The sequence below is a fragment of the Corynebacterium sp. UBA4397 genome (genome assembly GCF_002390965.1).
Taxonomy (GTDB): domain Bacteria; phylum Actinomycetota; class Actinomycetes; order Mycobacteriales; family Mycobacteriaceae; genus Corynebacterium; species Corynebacterium flavescens.
Map to the genome: position 1 here is coordinate 1 of NZ_DGRD01000020.1, position 23,286 is coordinate 23,286.

The following is a 23,286-nucleotide window of genomic DNA, read 5'->3' on the forward strand; positions in this document are numbered from 1 at the left end:
ATGACCGCCACGCTAAGCCACCACCCACCGCCGCGACAATCCCCAACCCGCACCCAGTAAGGAAACTGTGGATAACCCACCCGCACCACCCCGGTTATCCACAGCCGGGCCGCCTAGCCAGAATTACCCCGTGCGCTAGCACGGCCACCCGGCCTATCCTGAATGATCGGGCAAGTTAGGTCTCTATCCTTCGCCCGACTCGCGCTCGGAGCGCTCCTCGCGTTCTTCTTGTTGCCTCCACACCTCGGAGGGGAAGGCCGGGTGCGCAGAAGTTGGCACGAGGCTGGCCACGGCGGACTCGCGCGACATGCCGCAGACCATGAGCAGGTCCACCACGATGGAGCGCGTCTGCGCCAAAATCGCGTAGGCGGAGAGGCTTTGTTCCTCGACTACTCCCATGGAGGCACGCGCGCCGACTTTGCGCAGCTTGGACACTATCTCGGGGATCTCGTGCGCCACGTCGGCCTTGTTCTTGTGGTTATAGAGCTCGGAGAGCTCTTGGAGGATGTCCGAGAGGGAATCGATGAGCTCGAGCTGAGCCTTCGATACTTCGTCGTGGTCCTCGCTTAAGACCATCGCGCGGCGCGAGAGCACTCTTACCCCGCGCACCGCATTATCCACGGGTTCGAGGATGCGCTCTAGGGAGCGGATATTGCGCCTGGAGGCCCACATGATGGGCGAGACCTCGGCGGCCTCGCGTCCGGACTTCGCCGCATCGAGCATGCTGTTGATGTTGCTCTGGGTCCCGCGCACGGCATCCCGGGCGTCCTCGATGAGTTCGGGGTCGTCGTTCCTGAGGCCATAGGAGACGTCGGAAAGCACGCTGGAGGCCATGCCTAAGACTTTGCAGATCTCCCTGCGCGCCTGGCTCAGGGGGGAATTGGGGATAAGGGCGATGGTGACAATTCCAATGGCCGAGCCGATCATGGCATCGACCGCGCGGTCCAAGCCACCCATGCCCTCAGTGGGCGGGAAGATGGTGGCGATGAGGATGGAGCCAAAGACAATCTGATTGGCAACCAGCGGGGATTTGGTGATGAAAGAGCCGACGATGAGCCCCGCGAGCACAATGAGCGTGATTTGGAAGGGGCCTTGGCCCACGAACTCGAAGAGGATGTCCCCCACCGCGACGCCGATGATGCCACCGATAGACATCTCCAGGGCCTTCTTCATGCGGTCGCCGCCGGAGAGCCCCAGGATGATGACCGCGGAGATGGGCGCAAAGAAGGGCTGGGAGTGGCCAAAGAGCACGTGGGCCACCCAGTAAGCAAGGCCGGCACCCACGGTGGCCTGGATGATATAAACCGAGCGCGAACGCAGCCGGTTAACCCGGGCCATGACTGATTGATCTACTACTCGCAGGCGCTCGCGCGTGGATATTCTCTGCGGTTTATCAGTCATGCTCATGTTTTTCTGGTGCCCTCAATGGAAACTGGCTGGCTTAAGGACTTCCTTTGAATCGCGGAAGCCTCCCGTATCTGCTTTTAGAAACAATGATAGCCGCACCGCCACGTCTCGATGACATGACAGCACGGCTATGAAGCTGCGCGGGAGGGCGAGTTCTACTTGGATACGGTCTTGCCCACGGAGTGCAGGTCGTTGCAGGCCTCGACCACGCGGTCAGCCATGGACTGCTCGGCCTTCTTCATGTAGGAGCGAGGATCGTAGGCCTTCTTGTTGCCCACCTCGCCGTCAATCTTCAGCACGCCGTCATAGTTAACAAACATGTGGCGGGCGATGGGGTTGGTAAATGCGTACTGGGTGTCGGTGTCAACGTTCATCTTGACCACGCCGTACTGCAGAGCCTGCTCGATCTTTTCCTTCTCGGAGCCGGAGCCACCGTGGAAGACAAAGTCGAAGGGCTCGGAGCCGGGCTCGAGGCCCAACTTCTTGGCGGCAACCTTCTGGCCTTCATCGAGGACCTCGGGGCGCAGCTGCACGTTGCCTGGCTTGTACACGCCGTGGACGTTGCCGAAGGTGGCGGCCAGCAGGTAGCGGCCCTTCTCGCCGGTGCCCAGGGCATCGATGGTCTTCTCAAAGTCCTCAGCAGAGGTATAGAGGTTAGCGCCGTGCTTGGCCTCAACGCCGTCCTCTTCGCCGCCGACGACGCCGATTTCGACCTCGAGGATGATGTTGGCGTTATGTGCCTTTTCCAAAAGCTCCTGGGCAATGACGAGGTTCTCGTCGATCGGGATGGCCGAGCCGTCCCACATGTGGGACTGAAACAGCGGGAGCTCGCCGCGGTCAACGCGCTCCTGGGAGATGGCGATCAGCGGGCGCACGTACTCATCCAGAACTTCCTTCTGGCAGTGGTCGGTGTGCAGGGCCACGTTGATGCCGTAGTGCTTAGCTGCCTCGTAGGCGAAGGCCGCGAGCGCCTGGGCGCCATAAACCTTGTTCTTGACCGAGAGACCGGAGCCGAACTCAGCGCCACCGGTGGAGAACTGGATAATTCCATCGGACTCGGCCTCGGCGAAACCGCGCAGCGCGGCGTTGATGGTTTCGGAGGAAGTACAGTTAATGGCTGGGAATGCGAAGCCGCCCTTCTTGGCGGTATCGAGCATGTGGTTATAGACCTCAGGGGTTGCAATTGGCATGAGATTTAAGTCCTTTGCGAGTAGCGCGGAAAAGCTTCCAAGTCCCCAGTATGCCCGTGTTATGCCAAACATGCCGGGCAATTTTTGTGAACTTGATTATTCACAAACTCGCCGGAAACCATATGCGCCGGTAGCGCGGGTGGCGCTGAAAAAGGGCGTGTCTAATCCCACAAATACAGACAGAAACAAACACACTCGGACAAGGCTGCTGCAGTACCGCGGGTGCACCCTATTTGACCACGCGGGCACAGGCCTCCAGCAACATCCAGCCCGAAAGCTGCACTGAGAGGTCCCGCTCGGCAACGCGGATGATGCCGACCTTCTCCCCGATGGTGGTGGGCCCGAAGCCATAGTTATGCGGCAGGCGGGCATCCGTGGTCCAATCCGAGCCGAAGATGGGCAGGCCATCCACCTCAAGGCGGTGGGCCCATACCGACTCCGCCGATGCCACCACCATCCGCGCGGCGAGCTTGCGCGTGGCACGGTTCGCCGGCGAATCCGCGGGAAGGCGCACCGCGACATCCGCCAAGTAGCGCACGAGGATGCCCTTGAACAAGCCACCATCCCCGTCCCCGGTGGGCCAGTTGATGACCCCGGCAGGAGTAGCCATGCCCGAGGCGATGGCCTGTACCAAACCCCGGATATTGGTGATGTAGCGCATGGTATCCGTAGCCATCTCCGCGGCTTGGACGGTATCAATGCGTTCGAGATCTCCCAGACCTGCAGATTCCCGCAGGGCCAGCGCGATCTCCAGGCAGGCACCGAGCACCACGCCCTGGCAATAGGGATGAATGTTCTTGACCAACTCGGGGCCGTTCATACGCATGCGCACGCCGTCCATGATGAAGCCCTCATCATCGAGGAGGTGATCATAGATCCAGTCCACGATGTGCCTTGCCTGGGAAATCTTGCCCTCCCGCGCCAGCATGATGGCACCGGGACCGTTGGAGGGCACGTTGAAGAAGGTCTCGCCCTCGCGCCAGGGCAGCACGCCCAGCTGCGCGTCCCGGCCCTCGGAGATATTGCGCTCAAGCGAGGCCAGCCGCTTCGGCGGGGCGATCTTTTTCAGCCCCCTGATGCGGCCCAGCGCCAGAGCCAGCCAGGCCTTATCGTCGTAATAGCGATTATTGCTCAGCTTGCCCAAGTTGCGTATGCGGATACCGCGAACCGTGTCATTGATGCGCTGTCGCCGCAGCTTGGTGTTGTTGCGCAGCGCCGCATCAATCTGGCAATCCAGGTAATGCGCCTGCCACCAGTAGTGCCAGTGCACGAAGATCTTCTCCTTGCCCGTGGGCGGCCAGCTCACCACTGCCAAGTTGGTACGCGGCAGGGACCACAGCGCGCGTGCGTGGCGATCATTGATCGCCGTCTCTGCAAGGTCAGCGCGGTGTGCCCATTTTTCTTCCACTGTGCTTCCCCCACTTTGCAAGGTCATTATCACTCTTCCCGGCGAATCTTTTCTATATCCTATAGGGATAGTAATCAGGCCCGCAGGCGGATTCACCACGCACGAGAAAGATCCGCATGCTGGCGTATCCACGCATGCATGGCAATGCCCGCGGCCACCCCGGCATTGATGGAACGCGTCGAACCAAATTGCGCAATTGAACAGGTCATTCGCGCCGCATCCTGCGCCTGCTGCGTCACGCCTGGGCCCTCCTGGCCAAAAAGCAAGAGGCAGCGCTTAGGCAGCTGCGCCGTCTCCAGGGGAACACTTCCAGGGGTATTGTCAATCGCCACCACCGTCAGCCCTTCCTCCTGCGCCCACTCGATGAGCTCGGCCACGGTGTCGTGGTGGCGCAGGTGCTGATAGCGGTCCGTAACCATCGCGCCGCGCCGATTCCACCTCCGCCTGCCCACGATGTGGACGGTATCGACGGCGAAGGCATTCGCCGTGCGCACCACGGTTCCAATGTTGGAATCGTTCTCGAAGTTCTCGATGGCGATGTGCAGCGGGTGCCTGCGCTTGTCGATGTCCTGGGTGACAGCCTCGCGCTTCCAGTAACGGTAGGCATCCACCACGTTGCGATGATCGCCGTGCTCGAGCAGTTCCGGATCCAAGCGCTCGTCATCCGGCCACGGCCCCTCCCAAGGGCCGACGCCGTGCCTGCCCTCATTCCACTCCGTAGGGCCCTTGCCAGGATCCGGTTCGCCGGCAGATTGCCTAGGCGAGTCCAAGATCATCCAGCCCCAACAGGTAGCGGTATTCCAGACCCTCGGCCGCGATGACATCAGCCGCGCCGGTGGCACGATCCACCACGGTGGCCACTCCCACGACCTCAGCGCCTGCCTCACGCAACGCAGCCACCGCGGTCAGCGGGGAATTGCCGGTGGTGGTTGTATCTTCGACCACCAGCACCTTCTGACCCACCACGTTGGGGCCCTCGATACGGCGCTGCATGCCGTGCTTCTTGGCCTCTTTGCGCACCACAAAGGCATCGATAGGGCGCCCGTCAGCATGCATGACGGAGGTTGCCACCGGGTCAGCGCCCAAGGTCAGTCCGCCAACGCTGACATAATCCCAATCGGCGGTGAGCTTGCGCAAAAGGCGCCCGATAAGGCGCGAAGCCTCATGCTGCAAGGTGGCGCGACGCAGGTCCACGTAGTAGTCCGCCTCCTTGCCGGAGGACAAGGTGACCTTGCCATAAACCACGGCGAGTTCCTTGACCAGCTCCGCGAGCCGGGCCTTGTCTTGCAGATCCTGCGGGTCTTGCTTGCCCTGTTCCAGACTCATGGTGATGCGCTCCTTGAAAGTGATTGTCCTAAACCGTTGCCTTATAGCATTCTATTCTTCCGGCCGGCCATCCCCGAAAATAGAGGAACCCTTAGGCAGCTTGCGCGGCAGCCGCGCCCGGGATCCATCGGGCCGGGGATGCTCGCGCCCATCCGCAATGGCATCAACCTCGTCAGCGCCTAAGGCAGTGTGCTTGGCGATGTCCCCCCGAGCATCACTGCGCACCCTACTAGGCAGCTCCAGCGGCTCTTCCGGACGCAGGATGGGCGGCTGCGATACTTCCTCACCGCGCGGAGCTACCAGCCGTGGGCCAGTGGGCTCTGGGGCGGGCGGCGGCGGGATAAGGCGGGTGGGATCCATGTCATCGACGTGCAGGATGTGGCCTGCGGTAGAACGCGGGGGGAGGACGCGGGCGACATCGCCAAGCAGGGCCAAAGGCGCCAACATCTGCTCCCACTGCGGGCTGCGCGCCGCCTTCGTGGTCTGCGCAAGCACCCACTCGGATTCCATCCACACCGCGGTGACCTCGGCGGGGAGCATCTCTAGGGCCACGGGCACGCGCTGATCAATCATGCGCTGCGCCACCGCGACCTCAGTGGAAAAGACCTCAAAGCCCGCCAACTCGCGCACCGGAAGCAAGTCCGCAGAGGGCTCATTTCCTGAGTTCCCAGAATCCTCTGCAATCTCCACACGCCGAAAGTCCACCACCGTATCGGAGGCAGCCCCCGTGCGTGCTGCCATGACACCCACCCCTCCGAGATCCGTCAGCACAATCTCGTGGCCAAAAGCATGGCCCACGACAATATCGCGCGGTGTAGCTCCACTAGCGGCAGCACCCCGCGTCCATTCCTCCGCGAGGTAGCTATCTTCCTTGAAGAACTCGAAGCCCTTGTGCTCTGCCCACTTTTTCTTCTCACGGCGCACCGCACCGGGCAGGCTGGGCAGGTGCGGATGCGGGCGCGAGCGCTCGGGCTCGGGCTCGGATTCAGGTTCTGTCGAAGGCTCGGGAGGAACCTCATCCTGGGACTTAGGTTGCTCAATTAATTCAGGATGTGGCTCCGGCTCTACCTCTAGCGCTGGCTCTGATTCCGGTACAGCTTCAGGCTTAACCGCGAACTCAGCCTCGGACTCGGCCACAGGTGCCGAGCTCGGAGCAGGGAGTGCTTCCTCAGCGCCTGCCTTGCGGCGCTTGGTGTCTACATAGAGCAGACCTACGCCGGCCACACCGACAATGAGCGCGAGGATAAGAATTAGAGAAGCCATCATTCCCCAACATTAGTAAGCAGGACGCCCGTATGCACTGCCTACACGGCGTTTTGGGGACAATTACTCCCCCACGCGGAAGCGATCCCCACGCTCAACGGGGTTTGCGGGGTCAGCTGACCACTGCGACCAGCCGCCCACGAAGTGGCGCAGGCCGTGGAAACCGGCATCCTCCAAGACGGCCAAAGCCAGCGCGGAGTGGTTGCCGGAACCGGAGTAGATGATGGCGTCCTTGACGTTTTCCGGGGTAAGGCCTGCATCCGCCAAGACCTGCAGATTCTCCTCGCGGGATTTCAAGGTGCGAATCCCGTCGTGGTGGAAGAACCGCTCGGGGACGTTGACCGCGCCGGGAATGTGACCGGCCTTCAGGTCGAGGTTCTCACGCCGCCCGGAGAAGCGATTCCGGGTGCGGGTATCGATGAGGAGCCCGCCATTCTCGCTGTACTCGCGGGCCTCCTCCAGGGTGGCAGTGGGCATGGAACCGGGGCGGACCTCGGCGTCCGTATTGACCACGAGGTTGCCCGGGCCAGTGAGGGTTTCAAACCCAAGATGTGCCCAGTACTTGAGCCCGCCGTTGAGGATGCGAACATCCTCGACACCGGCCCAGCGCAAGGTCCACCAGGCGCGGCCGGCGAATACGCCTCGACCCTCGTCATAGACCACTACCGGGCGGTTGCTGCGCAGCCCCCACTTTTCGAACCAGTTTTGAAGCTTGTCCGGATCGGGCAAAGGGTTGCGGCCTACCTTGGAACCAGGCAGGCCGACGAAGGCTTGGGCGGCGTCACTGTATTGCGCCGTGGGGATGTGCATTGAGGAAAACTGGTTGTAGCTTTCGCCCTCTACTGGCTGCCAAAGGGAAGCCAAAAGCGTCAGGCGGTCGCCGTGGTGGATGGACTGTTGCAACTCCTGCGGGGAGACCAAAATGCTCATGCCCTACATAGTAGAGACGAATGCTCAATCGTGCGCGGCCAGAAGCCTGCGCGCGATGTCGGCTGCGGGCTCCTCTTTCGCATGCACAAAGCCGGTCCCGGCCCACAGATTGAGGTTCTCCGCATCGCCGCGCTCGTTGGCTTCCTTGCGCAAACCTGCCGTCAAGAAGTGCAGCTGCGGGTAGAAAGCCGGGGGCGAATCCGACAGAGCTGCGCTGAAACTATTCTCAATCGCGCGTGCCGGGCGTCCACTAAAGGCCCTGGTGATAACAGTCTCACGCCCGCCAAACTCCTCCAGTGCACGCCGGTGCGTCTTTTTGGTCCCTGCCTCCTGTGCATTCAGGAACAGCGTCCCAACCTGGACGCCGGTGGCCCCGGCGCGCAACAGGTTGCGCACATCGGCTGCGCCGCTCACGCCACCGCCCGCGATAATCGGCTTGCGGGAGATTCCTCGGGCGTATTCGACAAGCTCAAGCACAGACTCATTCGAGTCATCATCGACCCCGAACACCGTCGCGCGGTGTCCGCCCGCGTTCGGCCCTTGAATGCCTATGACATCCGCACCCGAGTCCACGATGGCATCAATACCAGGCCTACTCGTGGCGTAGAAGATAACGAGCTTGCCCGCGGCGTGCACACGCTCAACAACCGCGGGTGCGGGATGAGCAAAAGTAAAAGACACGATACTCGCCGCGGACGCACATACAATCTCGAGCTTCTCCTCAAAGGCATCATCGGACCAGATGGGTTCCGCTGGCACTAGCTCCGGGCTCACCCCGCTGACCTCCAACACCCGGGCACGATAGTCAGAATATGCCTCCACATCGCACCTTGAGCCCTGCGGATCTGGAACAAAGAGATTCACTCCAAAAGGCAACTCGAAAGACTTCTCCAGGTAGCCCTGCAAATCTGCGATATCCGCCCGCAAAGATTCAGGGCTGAGATACCCCGCCGCCAGGAAAGGAAGACCACCGGCCCCGGCAACAGCAGCAGCAAGCCGCGGCGTGGAGGGACCCCCCGCCATCGGTGCAAGCACCAGGGGGCGCAGAAGCTTCTCGATCTCCTGTGCATTATTCATAGGTCTAGTCTCACGCACGTGGCCCTCCAGGTACCTCGTCACTTTTCATAAGCCAATTCTTCAATTCTTCTTCTGCATGTTCACAACCCCCTGGGTAGTTCCCGTCTAGTTCCCCAGCTACGGAATGGAATACCTTCTTGGCAAGAGCGCCAGCATGCTCAGGAGTAAGTGTCCCTTTTAGTTCGTCCAATGGGACAGAAAGGGTGACGTGGGGGCTCGGGCGAAAAGAATAAGACCGCATGTCAGGGGAATACACTCGGGGACTTGTTCCCAAAATATGAGATTCAAGTACAACGTTGCCGAAGAATAATGAACTAAGCTTTCTCTCCTCCATAGTTGGGAGCTTACGCAAAGAGAGCAGACTTACTCTCTTCAAACACTGCAGCGTCGATGGGTCTTCAGGCCGGTAATTCTTTACAGGTCTAGGGAAGCGAGCTCGTTGAGGATTCTTCCTCCTCGCGGAGGTACTTGGCGGTGAGCGAGGAAGCGCACGCTAGTAGCCCGGCCGGTGGGCCTTGGTAGAGAAGGTTGCCGCCTTCAATTCCAGCTCCGGGCCCGATGTCGATGACTTGATCGGCGTGCGCGATGACGCGTTGATTGTGCTCAATGACAACCACGGTCGCGCCACCATCAACGAGTCGATCAAAGAGATTCAGGAGTTTGTCGGTATCGCGAACGTGTAGCCCGGCGGTAGGTTCATCGAGCACGATATGCAGATCGCTGAGTTCACCGGCCTGCGCGAGATGCTTGGCCAGCATCAAGCGTTGCTTCTCCCCACCCGAGAGGGTGTCGAGGCCTTGGCCTAGTGCGAGATAGGTCAAGCCGACATCGTCAAGCCAAGCTAGCCGGTCAGTGATGTCAGGGTAAGACTCAAAGATGCGCCTGGCTTGCGCAAGATTCATGCCGAGGATTTCGGCGATGGTGTGCCCGCTGAGTGTGGCCGCCAGCGTTTTATCGTTGAAGCGGGTTCCGCCGCAGGCCTCACAGGTGCTGCTCACATCCTCGAGGAAGGGCAAGTCGGTGACAATGACGCCCCTTGCCTTTACACTCGGGACAAGCGCCACGCGCGTTGGCGCTAAACCATAAACCACGATTCCGGCAATCCGGTACCCGCGGCGAAGGCGCGCCGAATCGGCTCGGCAATGCCAAGCACCGTCGCCGGCGTCGACCTAATTCCGCCGTGCAGCGACTCTTGGCCGATGACGACAAACTCCGGGTGCTGCCGTGGCAGCTCTGCGGCGGCGAGACTGCTTTTCCCAGAACCAGCTACTCCGGTCACCGCGGTGAGGACGCCGAGAGGAATCTCAACGCTTAAGTCGCGCAAGTTATGAGTTCGAGCGTTCTTAATGCTGATGGAACTTAGCCCTGGGCGTGGCTGAGCTTTGAGGATGATGGGCTGGCGCAGCGCCTGTCCCGTATTCGTCTCGCTGCGAATGAGCTCCGCTGGCGAGCCTTCGAAACACACTCGCCCACCAGCGGATCCGGCACCGGGGCCTAAGTCAATAACGTGGTCGGCATGGGCAATGAGAACGGGGTGATGCTCTACTAGAAGAACGGTGTTATGGGCGTCGCGAAGCTGCGTGAGCAGGCGCAAAAGGCGATGAATATCGTGAGGATGCAGCCCGGCGCTGGGCTCATCGAAGATATAGCAAGCATCGCTCAAAGCGCTGCCAAGATGACGCAGAATCTTGACTCGCTGAGCCTCGCCGCCGGACAGCGTGCCAGAGGGGCGATCCAGGCTGAGGTAGCCCAGGCCCACAGAAACTAGGGTATCGAGCCTGTCACGGATGGCGTGAAGCAGAGGCTGTACCCGCTCATTGTGCAAGCCCGCCACGAGGTCACGCAGCTCACTGATGGACATAGCGTTCCAGTCCGCGATGGAGCGCCCGTCGATGAGGCTGGCCCGGGCGGCGGCATTCAAGCGAGTGCCACCGCACTCGCGGCAGGGCGCGCGCCGAATAATCCTATCGAGCCCGGCGCGCTCGTCTTGAGTAAGCCGCGAGGGTTTCTTGCGCAAGTAGCTGTCCTGCAGGCGGGGAATCACCCCATCAAAACAGGCCGACTTGGGATATTCGGGATCAGGATTGTTAAGCGGGATATCCCGCGCGTAGAGCAAAGTGCGCAGCTCTTCCGCCGACCACTGTTCCAAGGGCAAGGCGGCATCGAAAAGCCCTGCGGTGACCATGCGCTTCCAACGGTACGTCCCGGGCCTAAACGTGGGGAAGCAGATTGCCCCGTCATTAAGGCTGCGCGAGGTATCTATCAATTCCGCTACATCGATACCGTTATCCACTCCTAATCCCTCGCAGGCAGGACACATACCAGAGACGTCATTGAAGGAATATGCCGGCGAGTAGCCCGCAGAGGGCTCGCCGCAGCGAGAGAAAAGCATCCGCAGCAAGGGAGCGATATCGCTGGCGGTGCCGACGGTGGAACGGGCATTTCCGGTGAAAGGCTTTTGATCGACCACGGTGCTAAACGTCAGGCCGTCAATGTGCTCGACATCCGCGTTCCCGGAAGATGGCAGGCGGTTGCGAACAAACAAGGGATAGGAATCAGCAACGAGGCGCTGCGTCTCGGCCGCGATGGTGCCAAAGGCCAGGGAGGACTTCCCGGAACCGGAGACGCCGGTGAACACCGTCAGTTGGTACTTGGGTACCTTAACTGAGACTCCCCGCAGGTTATTGGTCCGCGCGCCCTCGACTGTGATCCAGCAAGCTCGTTCCTGGTCCGGTATTTCCTTTGCGCTCTTCGCGTACCTCTGGACCTTTTTATCCTGTAATTCCGCCATTCTCACCACGCTAATATGTATTGTGGACAGATAATGACCACAATTAGGATGCGTTGTTGTAGTGGAGGGAGCCAAGGCGATGGATTCCCCGCGCAAGCGCATGCTGCGCTTGCTCTCGCTCTTACAGACCGGCCGCCGCTGGACGGCATCCGCCTTGGCAGAGGCGAGCGATAGTACACTGCGAACACTGCGCCGAGACATCGAGTTCCTGCGCGAGTTGGGCTACCCAGTTAGCAGCACCCGCGGCCCCAGTGGCTTTTATCAACTTCTCGCCGGCCGTTCGCTGCCGCCGCTCATCCTCGAAGATGACGAAGCCCTCGCCACGGTGCTCGGGCTTCGCCTTAGCGCGGCCGGGGAGGCAGGAAACGGAGACACAGCAGCGGCCGCCGCACGCACCGAGGAAAAGATTCGACGCCTTTTGCCGCCTAAGCTGCGGCGCAGAACGGAGCAAGTCCTCGCAGCTGTGGAAGTATCCGGCACCAACGCGGACGGGCCCGACCCCCGCACCGGAGCTATCAGAAGGTCGCATCGTTGCCTCTAAAGGTGCAGGCACCACCACTAGTTTTGCAGTAACTCTTCGGTACCCGCACCACGGTTGAGATTGAGGAACTGAGGCCTCATACAGTTCTTGCCCCAAGGACTGGCATTCACTCAGTAATTCTGGAGCTCTAATCAAAGGTTCGTGGGACTAAGGCCGTCACGGTCGTGGGTGGAGGAAGAATCGCTCAAGCGCTTGCTTCGAATGGGCACGGCATTGCCTTAGTTACCGAAGAACCGGACTTTGAACTGGAAAGCCGCACTCTAGTCACGGAGGGTTCCACTGTGACCATTCCACTGTTTGCCTCATGGGATTCTAGTCACTACGCAATGTTAGAGCTTAGAGCGCTCGCAGATAGCTTTTCTCACTGGATGAAGAGAACAGTCTATTTAAAACAGTAAACGAGGCGCAGACCTTAAAAGACCTGCGCCTCGCGCGCTGTCCCAGAAACCTAGGCGCTAAGCTCCAAAGACTCGGAGTCAGCAGCTACATCCACGTGGACGGTATCGCCGTCTACGATGTCGCCGGCCAGCAGCTTGCGGGCGAGTGTATCGCCGATGGCCTTCTGGATGAGCCGGCGCAACGGACGGGCACCATAGGCGGGATCGTATCCGCGCTCTGCCAGCCATGCCTTGGCTGCCTTGGTGACGTCCAAGGTGAGGCGGCGTCCGGTCAGGCGCTTGCCCAGCTCGCCGAGCTGGATGTCGACGATGCCTTCCAAGAGCTGCTCGGAGAGCGGCTCGAAGATGACCACGTCATCGAGACGGTTGATGAACTCGGGCTTGAAGTTGCGCTTGACGGCGTCCATGATCTCATCGTGGGTACCACCGGCACCCAGGTTCGAGGTCAAGATGATCACCGTGTTGCGGAAGTCCACCGTGCGGCCCTGGCCGTCGGTCAGGCGGCCCTCATCAAGGACCTGCAGCAAGACGTCGAAGACGTCGGGGTGAGCCTTTTCAACCTCGTCGAAAAGCACCAGCGTGTACGGGCGACGCCGTACTGCCTCGGTGAGCTGCCCGCCGGCATCGTAACCAACGTATCCCGGAGGAGCACCGACGAGGCGGGCCACGGAGTGCTTCTCCCCATACTCGGACATATCGATGCGCACCATGGCGGATTCATCATCGAAGAGGAAGTCCGCCAAGGCCTTGGCCAGCTCAGTCTTGCCCACGCCGGTAGGACCTAGGAAGAGGAAGGAACCAGTCGGGCGATTGGGAGCAGAAACCCCGGCCCGGGCGCGACGCACGGCATCGGAGACCGCCTTGACGGCTTCCTTTTGCCCCACGACGCGCTTGCCCAGCTCGTCTTCCATGTGCAGCAGTTTCTGGGTCTCACCCTGCAGCATCTTGCCAGCCGGAATGCCGGTCCATGCCGAGACCACCTCAGCGATGGTATCGGGGGTGACCTCCTCCGTCAGCATGGAATTATCCTTGGCATTGGCTGCTTCCTCTGCCTCAGACAATTCCTTCTCCAGCTCGGGGATACGTCCATAGCGCAGCTCAGAGGTCTTTTCATAGTCCCCGTCGCGCTCGGCGATCTCCGCCTGGCGCCGCAGATCCTCCAATTCCTCTTTGGCCTGCTGCACCTTGTCGATGGCCTGCTTCTCGTTAGCCCAGCGTGCCTTGAGCTCGCCGAGCTTCTCACGCTCATCCGCCAGCTCCTGCTGGAGCTTGGAGAGGCGTTCCTGGGAGGCGGCGTCCGATTCTTTCTTCAGCGCCAGCTCCTCGATCTCCATCCGGCGCACGGTGCGCTCGAGCTCGTCGATCTCCTGCGGCGAGGAGTCAATCTCCATGCGCAGGCGCGAGCCAGCCTCATCGACCAAGTCGATAGCCTTGTCCGGCAGGAAGCGGTTGGTGATGTAGCGATTCGACAGCTCCGCTGCCGCCACCAGTGCCGAATCCATGATGCGTACACCGTGGTGCACCTCGTAACGCTCCTTGAGCCCACGCAGAATGGCCACCGTGTCCTCCACGGAAGGCTCGGCTGCGTAGACCTGCTGGAAACGCCGCTCCAAGGCGGCATCCTTTTCGATGTACTTGCGGTACTCGTCCAAGGTGGTAGCACCGACGAGGCGCAGCTCGCCGCGGGCCAGCATGGGCTTAATCATGTTTCCGGCATCCATCGAACCCTCGCCCGTGGCACCGGCGCCGACGATAGTGTGCAGCTCATCGATGAAGGTAATGATCTGGCCATCGGAGGCCTTGATCTCATCGAGAACAGCCTTGAGGCGTTCCTCGAACTCACCACGGTACTTTGCACCCGCGACCATTGAACCCAGGTCCAGGCTAATGAGCGTCTTGCCCTTCAGTGACTCCGGGACGTCGCCCGCCACGATGCGGCGGGCCAGCCCCTCGACGATGGCGGTTTTACCAACGCCAGGCTCACCGATGAGCACCGGGTTATTCTTGGTACGACGGCTAAGAACCTGCACCACGCGGCGGATTTCCTGATCACGGCCTATGACCGGATCGATCTTGCCTTCGCGGGCGCGGGCGGTGAGGTCGGTGGAGTACTTCTCCAAGGCCTGGAACTGATCCTCGGGGTTTTCGCTGGTGACCTTCGCGGCACCACGCACCGAGGGGAAGGCGCCCTTGAGGGCATCATACGTAGCCCCGCGGCTGGTTAATAGCTCTGCGGCATCCGTCTTGGAACCGGCAATAGCTGCCAAGAGCACCTCGGTGGAGACATACTCGTCCCCCAGTTCCCCGGCCAGCTCTTGGGCGCGGGTGAGCACGTTGAGACCATCCCGGTTGAAGTTGGGATTGGCCATGTTGGAACCCTCGGCCTTGGGGTAGGCCTCGACTAATTTACGAGCCTCGGCCAAGACGGTATCGGGATCGACTCCGGTGGCTTTGAGCACCGGTGCGGCGATGCCGTCTTTCTGGCTCAAGATAGCGACCAGCAAGTGGGTCGGCCGAATATCGGGATTGCCATTAGCTGAAGCGGTCTGCAGGGCGTCCTGCAGAGCTTCTTGGGTTTTGGTTGTGGGATTAAATGCGTTCATGTTTATAACTCCTTTTGTGTCTCCCTGGGAGTGGGTTGGATTCCCTCCTTCCCACTCTAGGGGCTTCACTGGTTATAACGCACTAAAACTTGAGCGTATTCCGCTCAGGTAGTAAAAAATCACAACTTTCTTTAGCGCAGGACTATCAGGTTTTGGACACCCCACTGCTGAGGACTTAGTTGAGGACTTAGTCGTTGCGGGCCTTACGTGCCAGATGGGTTCCCACGGCCTGAATACCCTGCACAACCACGATCAAGATGACCACAGTGGCCACAATCGCGACGGTGTCGAATTGCTGATAGCCATAGGAGACGGCTAGATCGCCTACTCCCCCTCCGCCGATAGTTCCGGCCATCGCGGTTGCAGAGATCAGCGTGACTGTCGAGGTGGTCAGCGCGAGAATAATGGATCCCCTAGCCTCCGGTAGCAAGAAGTAGCGGATTGTCTGTATTAACGTCGCCCCCATCGACTCGGCAGCCTCGAGGATTCCATCATCCACCTCAAGCACCGCCTGCTCGATGAGCCGGGCCATAAACGGGGCGATAAAGATGGTCAGGGGCACCAAAGCCGCTGTCGTGCCGATCGAGGTCCCCACCACTAGCCGGGTAAAAGGCACGATGGCAACCATCAGGATGATAAAGGGCAGGGAACGCACGGTGTTGACGAAGAAATTGACCACGTGAAAAAGCACGGGGCTAGGGCGCAGGCCGCTGGGCCGCGCCAAGACCAAGATCACCCCCAACGGGATCCCGCCGAGGGTTCCTAAAAAGAGCGAAATGCCCACCATGTACAGCGTCTGCCAGCCCGCCGTTGCGTACTGGTCGAGCCCGACCTTGGTATCAAGAATCTGCGTGATATCCATTAGTTCAACACCTCCACATCAATGCCCGGCCGGGCATGCAGTAGCCCGAGGGCCTTGGTTTCGGCTCCCTTGCCCCCGCCAGGGTTGAGCCCGAGAACCATTGTTCCCACAGTCTCTCGGCGTAAGACCGCATCGGCGGCGTGCAGCAAGAAAACATCGACCCCGCACCGGGTGAGGTCGCTGATGAGTCCCCGTGCGGAACCTCCGCGGTGAACCACTCGAACGACCGTCGAATACCGCCCCTCGGAGACCTCGTGTGCCACCGCGAGTGGCAAGCGCTGCGGGACAACGGTTTCTACAAAGCGTCGGCTCAGAGCCGCGCGGGGATGGCTGAACACCTCTGCCACCTCACCTTGTTCTATGATGCGGCCGCCTTCCATCACCGCCACTTCATCGGCTATACGGGAGACCACACTAATCTCGTGGGTAATGATGACCACCGTAATTCCCAGCTCCTCGTTAACCTTTGTAATCAGATCGAGGATCTGGTTCGTTGTCAGAGGATCCAACGCGCTCGTCGGCTCATCGCACAGCAGCACCTTCGGATCGGTCACCAATGCACGTGCGATGCCGACTCGTTGGCGCTGCCCCCCGGATAGCTGCTTGGGCAGGTAATCCGCACGATCCGCCAAACCAACGAGGCCCAGCACCTCCTGTACGCGCTTGGCGATGTCCCCTTTCTTGTACTTGGCCAGCATCAGTGGCATGGCCACATTCTGAGCCACGGTCTGGGTTGCCAGCAGATTGAAATGCTGAAAAACCATAGAGACATCTCGGCGCAAAGAGCGCAGGCGCGCACTCTTCAGCGTGGAAACCTCTTGCCCCAAGACCACTACTTCCCCGGAGCTCGGCGACTCGAGGCCGTTGATGGTGCGTAGGAGAGTTGACTTGCCGGCCCCGCTGGTGCCCACGATGCCGAAGATCGCGCCGAGGGAGATCTCCAAGTTGATGGAGTCTAAAGCCAGCACTTCGCCCGACGTACTGGCGAAACGCTTGCTGAGATCATGGATTGTTATGGCTGACATTGTCTAAGTCCGACTACCCGCTTTAGGAGGCGCTCAGGGAATCGGGGACGAACCAATAGCTATCGTCATTGTTCTCTTTCAGGTAATTCAGGAAATCTTCAGAACGATAGGCATCGTGCACGGCCTTGGCCCATTCAGAATCAACTTTGTCCTGAGTAGTAACCGCTTGCAGGATCAGGTCCTCACCGAGGTCTTCCTCCGCTACCGCCAGTGCGGGATCTACCCCAGACGAATAAGAGATGGAGCCGGGAATGACACCCCAGTCTAGGTCCCCCAGCGCGCGGGGAATGGTCGCGGAATCCATTGCCTCAATCCGCACATTATGCGGGTTATCCTTGATATCGGCGACGGTCAACAGCTTTTGGTCGGCATCTTCCTTGACAGTGATCCATCCCAGTTTGATGAGGATGCGGAAGGCTCGCGTCTGATTCGAGCCATCCTGCGGAATGCCCACGGTCTGTCCTTCCGCGACATCATCGATAGACTTATGCTTTTCCGAATAGACCTTGGTCTTGACCGTGGGAATATCGGTAATACTGGCCAAATCCGAACCTGTCTCCTCATTGAAGACGTTCATATAGGCGGTGTGCTGATCCACGTTGAGGTCGACGCTGCCCTCTGAGAGAGCCACGTCGGCCTGGCGCAAATCGGAGAAGTCCTGGTAATCGATCGTGTACCCGGCTGCAGTGAGGACCGGATCCACCCCTTCCTTGAAGAGCTCCGTATAGGGACCCGGTGAGGCGCCGACGCGAATCTTCGTCGCATCGGAATCCTCCGAGCTATTTCCGGCGCAAGCAGCCAAAGAAAAGACGGTTGCAGCCGCCGCAACGGAGAAGAAAACCTTGGAAGAAATGGTCATAACCATCACTACCACCTTTGGAAAAGAGAGCTGAATGTGTACAGCCCTCTACCCTAGACCTATCATTCCGTTCAAAGTAGACCGCTTGGTACCAAAGCTTCGCTCGCCCTACGCTTTTCCCCGCTAAAGTGGGTATTCTCACCACCACAGGCGGCATGAATCTATTTCCTTTGCTTCTGCCCCACATGCCCGATCCCCGGGGAGAATATGGTCCCCCGCGGTGGCATCCACCCACTGAACTTAAACATCGCGTAGATGGCTACGGCCAAGCCCAACGAAAGGAAGCCGAAGCCGGTGGTAAATCCGTAGATAACGGCCAGCGGCGCGAGGATCGTCCAACCAATCTCGAAGGGGCCAAAGCCGATATAGGCCATGCCGTACTCCGAGAGCGTGCGAGACTCCAGTTTGGGATCAACGATCTTCAAGATGGCGATGCCGGTCGCCACGCTTGCCGTGGCCCAGCCCCAGCCAAAGATGGCGCGCTCAATCCAGCGCTCACCGAAGAACTCCGCCGGAAACCAAAGTAGGAAGAACACACAGAAGATGGTGCCGAGGACAAAAAGCAGCACCAGCGCCTGCCAATAAGAGGCGATGGCAGCGGGCACGATGGCAGCCACACCGAATGCGATGAGGTAGTCCGTGGCCGCGCCGGCGACCGAGCCGATGGAATCGCGGTCGAGATAGTCCCGCGCCCCCATTGCGTTCATGAGCGCCCGGATGAGGAGTCCAACCATCAAGGACATGGCAAAAAGCGGGACTTGGACCTGTGGCCAGAGAGCAGAGATACCCTCGTTAATGAGGTAAGCGAGCATGACTGTGAGGACAATGAAGCCTATGTGCAGCGCCAGCGGCTCAATGGCAGAGGGGTTGGTCGTGGCCTTGCCCAGCGAGGGGCGATCCTCAACCTTGGCGATGTAGCCACTGCGCATCTCCTTAGAGAGCTGGCGCGGCACGTGAGAGACCTTCCCCTTGCGGATGGCCCAGTTGCCGGCGATGACGCCGCCCACGATGGCCGCGAGTGTACCTACGGTGGCCGAGGTAAAGCCCAGGGAGGCCGCCGATTCGGCACCGGCAGCCTCCAAGGCTCCGCCGACTGCGGCCGCGGTGCCGAAACCGCCGGTAAAACCGACGGGTAGCATCATGCCGAACCAATTCGGGGTACCGAAAAGCGGCATAAACATGAAGATGCCAAGGAGGACGAACAGGCCCCATTGGCCCAAGAACATGACGACGGAGTAGCCCCACATATTGCGGGCACCCTTGCCCACGCTGCCGCCGATCTCCATGGAATATGCCATAGAGGCAAAGACCACGGCGATAAGGATGGTGGTGTAATCACCCAAGCTATCGGAGAAGTGGATGATTCCTAGCCCGTTGGGCCCCAGGAGTAGGCCGAGCAGACCGGCCGTGATCGGGGCCGGGAGGAGGAGATCCTGAAAGATGAACTTAATGCGCTGGCGCAACACGTTGCCAATAACCATCAGCAACGAGATCCACCCCACGTCGAGCATGAGGCTAAAGGCGGAGAAATTCTCCATCGTTGTCTTTTCAATCCTGGGGTTTCAAATATGGCTTATAAGATTTTGACTTCTCTAACTTTCCACACCGCCCCCGCCACGCATAGCAACGACCCCTGCCTTGGCCCTTAACACTTCAAGCAGAAAGTGATATGCTTTTTGTTGTTGCATCACCATTATTGCGAAGGGTAATCATGAAAGCATTCGGATTCTTAAGCTTCGGTCACTACGCCTTCGGGGGGCAGCGCGGGCCCAACGCCCAGGACATCGCCAAGCTCCACCTCGACCTCGCGCAAGCGGCGGACGAGATTGGTGTCAACAATGCCTCCCTACGCGTACATCACTTTGTGCCACAGGCCTCCGCGCCAATGCCCCTGCTCGGCGCCATCGCCGGCAGCACCTCCCATATCGAGGTGGGTACGGGCGTCATTGACATGCGCTATGAAAACCCGCTCTACCTGGCAGAGGAAGCGGCCTCTCTCTATGACATCTCCGGTGGGCGCGTCGCGCTCGGTGTCTCCCGGGGCGCCCCGGAAGTCGCGCTGCGCGGCTGGGAAGCCTTCGGATACAAGGCCAAGGCCCCCAATGGGGCCGATTTAGCCCGTGCAAACTTCGAAAAGTTCATGGGTGCCATCGCGGGCCACGGTCAGGCCACCGCTGCCCCCTTGGAAGATCAGTACCCCAACATGTATCAGCCGGGTTCCGCTCTGCCGACATTTCCCCATTCTCCTGGCTTGTCAAGGAAGGTCTTCTGGGGTTCAGGTACCCACAGCAGCGCAGCACAAGCTGCACAGGATGGAGTAAATCTGATGTCTTCTACGCTGGTATCTGAGACTTCCTCGGACACCCTCGGCGAGGTACAGCTCCAACAGATAAACCATTACCGGCAGGCATGGCGTGAGGCGGGGCACGATTGGACGCCACGTATCTCTGTCTCGCGCTCTATCTTCCCCATCATCGACGGCACCGATCAGCGTCTCTTCGGCATGCAAGGTAGTGACAGTGATCAAGTTGGCTATTTGCCCGACGTAGGGGCCAGCATCTTCGGCCGCACCTATGCTGCAGAACCAGACAAACTCATCGAGCAATTGCGGGCCGACCCTGCGGTCATGGCCGCTGACACCCTCCTTATTACCGTCCCCACTACTATGGGACTCGACGTCAACACCCGCATCCTAGAGAACTTCGCAACTCACGTCGCACCGGCTTTAGGCTGGCAGCCCAACACCGAAGGTCCTGTTACCGGCTACGATGTCTAGGCATGAGGGAACTGGGCGAACACCTAAGAAATCACACTGAGGACTACCGCGCGGCAGTACAGCAGCGCCTCTTCGAAAGGGTCTGGCAGTCCCGCCAGGTCTTCGCCCTCTCCTCCGCCCAGACTCACCTCGACCTGGCACCTGCCATAGCCTGGGTACTAGAAAAGTCTGACGGGCAAGGCACCGTGCCCCCGGATGTCCTCGAGCGCCTGAGCCTTTTGGGCCGCCAACACCGCCGTTTTGGCTTCCCGCCGGAGATATACTCCGAGTTCCAGGACTGCCTCATCGACGGCCTAGAGGTCTTGGCGCTGACTTCCTATCAGCACGACATCGCCCAGCGCGTCATCACCACCATCTGCCAGACCATGGCCGAGTCCGCCGCCAGCGCCGATTCTAAGGGCATTCCCGCAGCACACGCTGCACGGGTCGTCGCCGTTGCCAGGCCCAACCGCCACACCGCAGTCATCCGGCTCGAATCGAGCGAGGCGCTGCACTATAAGCCAGGCCAAAGCTATTCCGTCAATTCCGCCTATCTACCCGGGGTGTGGCGCCTGCTCACCCCGGCTATCCCGGCAGATCCCACCGGCCAATTGATCTTCCACCTCAGCGTGTGCGGTGATGCCTCACGCAGCCTCGCTGGTTCCCAGCCGGGGGACTTTTGGACCTTGGGCAATCCTCAAGGCGACTTCCTCCCCCATCATCCGCAGCGCGTGGTATTCCTCTGCTTCGGCACCGGTTGGGCGGCGGTCCGTGCTTTCCTGCTCTCCCTCGTCGAGGCTGGAAACAAGGTGCCGTGCACGGTCTTCGCCGTGGCCGATAGCCCCGGGGAGCACTATGACACCGAGTTCCAGGCCAATCTCCGCGCCCTGGCACCGTGGATCAACCTGCGCCTCCTCGTGCGCGAGAAAGATGATCCCTGGCTACTGGGAGCCCAGCCTGCAGCCGAGGCCACGCACTTCGAACTAGCCGCTGACCCCGTCGACGTCCTGCTCGCGCAGCGCCCGCACAATCCACACACCATCGTCGTGGTGGGCCCAGGCGCCGAGGTGGACGGGGCCAAAGAGCGCCTGGTGGCAGGCGGGGTGTCCGAGTCCGACATCGAGACGCACGGTTGGAGCGACGGCCGCGAGTGGGATCCTCAATTCCGCGAGGAGTGGGAAGCCTGGCGCGCGTGGACGCGCACGTGGACGCAGCCTTAAGCGTCGCGGTTCTTCCCCATGCATTTTCCCTGTGCCCAATAGGCATGCACGTGCATGTCTTTCTTCCCCAGCCCGCGTTCCTTTTGCAGATAGCGACGCGCGGGCAGCAGGATTGCGGCCTCGCAAACAAGGTGCGGGAACCAGCCCTGCCACTCAAACCCCTTAACGTGCTCGAGGAGGGCGGCCTCGGTGGATTGTATCCATTCCACTTCTAGGCGCGGGGCATTGCCCAGCTCGATGTCACGGTCGCTGGCGTGCCATTCCACCAGCCACACCTTGAGGGGATAGTCCTCCCCGAGCTGCTCAATAAGCGCATTGACATAGGGAATCCCTGCCGCATCGGCCATGAATACGAATCCGCGTGGCGCGGGTTCGGGCACCATAAAAGGAGCGGAACCATAATAGGAGGCCTCAAATACCGCCCCTACCTGTGCGGAGGCGGCCCAGTGGGAGGCGGGACCGGCGGGCTCGTGCAAGAGGAAAAGCAAGGTGAACTCGCCGGCTTGCTTGTCGACGTCCACCACCGTGTACCCGCGCATCGCCTCCTTGCCGCCACGCTGCGGATCCGGGAACCAGCAGCGCAGGTACTCGCCCTCCTGCGGGTCGACCTGTGCACATAGTTCCGGTGCGCTAACGCGCACGGCCTTCATGGTGGCGGAATGCATCCACGTGCGTACTACCTCGCAGCAATAGTCCTGCGCGTGCAGCAGCTTCATCACCGCACCGGTTATTCCACGGCCCATGGTCCTACCCGTTCTTTCACCTAGGTTTATTCTCCCAGTCAAAGCCCCAAAGAGCCACTAGTTTGGATAGGTTTTCCTAATTCTTAAGCACGGGGATGGCCTTGCGGATCTTCCGGACGGTATCACCGTCTACCTCCGCGTAAATGATCTCCTCCTCATATCCCGCCTCGACCAAGCGTTTTCCATCAGGTGCCACGATCACGGAATGCCCGATGCCGGTTGGGCCGGACTCTTTGCCCGCCTCCGCGCTGCCCCCAGGCCTTGCCTGGCCGGCCGCCACGATATAACTGGTGGAATCAAGCGCGCGTGCCGCGGTCAAAAGGCGCCACTGTTCCAACTTCCCCGCGCCATCCGCCCAGCTCGTGGGCACAACTACAATGTCGGCTCCGCTGCGCGCGAGCGCCTTAAACTGCTCGGGGAAGCGGATATCGTAGCAGGTAGACACCCCCACGGTGAGGTCTCCCACCGGGAAGGTGACCAGCTGCGTTCCCGGCACCACGGTGTCTGACTCGCGGTAGTTGAAGGCATCATAGGTATGAATCTTGTCGTATCCTCTGCGGACATCCGGCCCCACTATCAGCGCCGTATTGAACACGCGGTTTATCTTCTTGCCCTCACGCTCCACGGTATCGGCCGGGCGGAACATTCCCACCACGACCGTGACGCCCAACTCTTTTGCTAGGGCCTGAAGCGTTGTGGCGAAGTCCCCGTCAAGCTCTTGAGCCTGCCCGTCGAGGCGGCCGGAACCGAAGTTCTGGGAGGTGGCCTCCGGCAACACGATGAGCTGCGCTCCCTGCGCCGCGGCTTCCCGGATTCTCTCACTCGCCAGCGCGAGGTTGGTGGCGGTATCGGCGGTCGAGGTCAATTGGACTGCTGCTATCTTCATAT

The 23,286-nt window shown here is 60.4% G+C and carries 21 protein-coding genes; 3 read left to right on the forward strand and 18 right to left on the reverse strand.

Annotated elements, in window-relative coordinates; translation table 11 throughout:
* Positions 1-183: 183 nt before the first annotated feature.
* From B2696_RS04440 to B2696_RS04490, 11 genes are all read right to left on the reverse strand, one after another.
* A complete protein-coding gene (locus B2696_RS04440) occupies positions 184-1,401 on the reverse strand; it encodes an FUSC family protein (RefSeq protein WP_286954183.1) in 1,218 nt (405 codons plus the stop codon).
* 161 nt (positions 1,402-1,562) lie between these two features.
* On the reverse strand, positions 1,563-2,597 hold the full coding sequence (gene fbaA / locus B2696_RS04445; protein ID WP_286954184.1) for a class II fructose-bisphosphate aldolase: 1,035 nt from the start codon (positions 2,595-2,597) through the stop codon (positions 1,563-1,565).
* A gap of 229 nt (positions 2,598-2,826) precedes the next feature.
* Positions 2,827-4,005: a glycoside hydrolase family 76 protein gene (locus B2696_RS04450; RefSeq protein WP_075731335.1), complete on the reverse strand. Its 1,179-nt coding sequence runs from the start codon at positions 4,003-4,005 to the stop codon at positions 2,827-2,829.
* 92 nt (positions 4,006-4,097) lie between these two features.
* Entirely contained in the window at positions 4,098-4,781 is a 684-nt protein-coding gene (locus tag B2696_RS04455) for a TrmH family RNA methyltransferase (RefSeq protein ID WP_286954185.1), read from the reverse strand.
* Positions 4,762-5,331, reverse strand: coding sequence for an orotate phosphoribosyltransferase (pyrE, locus tag B2696_RS04460; protein WP_276623323.1), 570 nt, complete (start codon positions 5,329-5,331; stop codon positions 4,762-4,764). The genes B2696_RS04455 and pyrE overlap by 20 nt, the downstream gene beginning before the upstream one ends.
* A 51-nt stretch (positions 5,332-5,382) precedes the next feature.
* On the reverse strand, positions 5,383-6,597 hold the full coding sequence (locus B2696_RS04465) for a hypothetical protein (RefSeq protein ID WP_286954186.1): 1,215 nt from the start codon (positions 6,595-6,597) through the stop codon (positions 5,383-5,385).
* A 60-nt stretch (positions 6,598-6,657) separates the two neighbouring features.
* Complete coding sequence (locus B2696_RS04470; RefSeq protein WP_075730628.1) at positions 6,658-7,524, reverse strand: sulfurtransferase; 867 nt, start codon at positions 7,522-7,524, stop codon at positions 6,658-6,660.
* Positions 7,525-7,548: 24 nt separating this feature from the next.
* Entirely contained in the window at positions 7,549-8,601 is a 1,053-nt protein-coding gene (locus B2696_RS04475) for an NAD(P)H-dependent flavin oxidoreductase (protein WP_286954188.1), read from the reverse strand.
* Between the two features lie 10 nt (positions 8,602-8,611).
* A complete protein-coding gene (locus tag B2696_RS04480; protein ID WP_286954189.1) occupies positions 8,612-8,935 on the reverse strand; it encodes a hypothetical protein in 324 nt (107 codons plus the stop codon).
* A gap of 88 nt (positions 8,936-9,023) precedes the next feature.
* Positions 9,024-9,665: an ATP-binding cassette domain-containing protein gene (locus tag B2696_RS04485; RefSeq protein WP_286954190.1), complete on the reverse strand. Its 642-nt coding sequence runs from the start codon at positions 9,663-9,665 to the stop codon at positions 9,024-9,026.
* An 11-nt stretch (positions 9,666-9,676) separates the two neighbouring features.
* Entirely contained in the window at positions 9,677-11,392 is a 1,716-nt protein-coding gene (locus B2696_RS04490; RefSeq protein WP_286954191.1) for an excinuclease ABC subunit UvrA, read from the reverse strand.
* A 61-nt stretch (positions 11,393-11,453) separates the two neighbouring features.
* Here B2696_RS04490 and B2696_RS04495 point away from each other — a divergent pair, with 61 nt between their 5' ends.
* Complete coding sequence (locus B2696_RS04495) at positions 11,454-11,933, forward strand: helix-turn-helix transcriptional regulator (protein ID WP_286954192.1); 480 nt, start codon at positions 11,454-11,456, stop codon at positions 11,931-11,933.
* Between the two features lie 448 nt (positions 11,934-12,381).
* On the opposite strand, the gene clpB is transcribed toward B2696_RS04495, so the two are convergent.
* The 5 genes from clpB to B2696_RS04520 all read right to left on the reverse strand — a co-directional run bounded on the left by clpB (position 12,382) and on the right by B2696_RS04520 (position 19,218).
* Positions 12,382-14,934: an ATP-dependent chaperone ClpB gene (gene clpB / locus B2696_RS04500; RefSeq protein WP_286954193.1), complete on the reverse strand. Its 2,553-nt coding sequence runs from the start codon at positions 14,932-14,934 to the stop codon at positions 12,382-12,384.
* Positions 14,935-15,121: 187 nt separating this feature from the next.
* Positions 15,122-15,796 carry a methionine ABC transporter permease gene (locus tag B2696_RS04505; protein WP_075730632.1) on the reverse strand — a complete coding sequence of 225 codons (675 nt, stop codon included), beginning with the start codon at positions 15,794-15,796 and terminating at the stop codon, positions 15,122-15,124.
* Entirely contained in the window at positions 15,796-16,821 is a 1,026-nt protein-coding gene (locus B2696_RS04510) for a methionine ABC transporter ATP-binding protein (protein ID WP_286954195.1), read from the reverse strand. Before B2696_RS04510 ends, B2696_RS04505 begins: the two co-directional genes overlap by 1 nt.
* Positions 16,822-16,843: 22 nt before the next feature.
* Positions 16,844-17,680, reverse strand: coding sequence for a MetQ/NlpA family ABC transporter substrate-binding protein (locus tag B2696_RS04515; RefSeq protein ID WP_376778859.1), 837 nt, complete (start codon positions 17,678-17,680; stop codon positions 16,844-16,846).
* Positions 17,681-17,841: 161 nt separating this feature from the next.
* Positions 17,842-19,218 carry a sodium/glutamate symporter gene (locus B2696_RS04520; protein WP_276623317.1) on the reverse strand — a complete coding sequence of 459 codons (1,377 nt, stop codon included), beginning with the start codon at positions 19,216-19,218 and terminating at the stop codon, positions 17,842-17,844.
* Between the two features lie 173 nt (positions 19,219-19,391).
* On the opposite strand from B2696_RS04520, the gene B2696_RS04525 reads away from it, so the two are divergent.
* Positions 19,392-20,456, forward strand: coding sequence for an LLM class flavin-dependent oxidoreductase (locus B2696_RS04525; protein ID WP_286954197.1), 1,065 nt, complete (start codon positions 19,392-19,394; stop codon positions 20,454-20,456).
* Positions 20,457-20,458: 2 nt separating this feature from the next.
* Positions 20,459-21,655, forward strand: a complete 1,197-nt coding sequence (locus B2696_RS04530; RefSeq protein ID WP_075730636.1) for a hypothetical protein — start codon at positions 20,459-20,461, stop codon at positions 21,653-21,655.
* Here the strand turns inward: B2696_RS04530 and B2696_RS04535 are convergent.
* A complete protein-coding gene (locus tag B2696_RS04535) occupies positions 21,652-22,398 on the reverse strand; it encodes a siderophore-interacting protein (protein ID WP_286954199.1) in 747 nt (248 codons plus the stop codon). The genes B2696_RS04530 and B2696_RS04535 overlap by 4 nt on opposite strands.
* Positions 22,399-22,474: 76 nt before the next feature.
* Positions 22,475-23,284: a carbon-nitrogen hydrolase family protein gene (locus B2696_RS04540; protein ID WP_286954201.1), complete on the reverse strand. Its 810-nt coding sequence runs from the start codon at positions 23,282-23,284 to the stop codon at positions 22,475-22,477.
* Positions 23,285-23,286 lie beyond the last annotated feature (2 nt).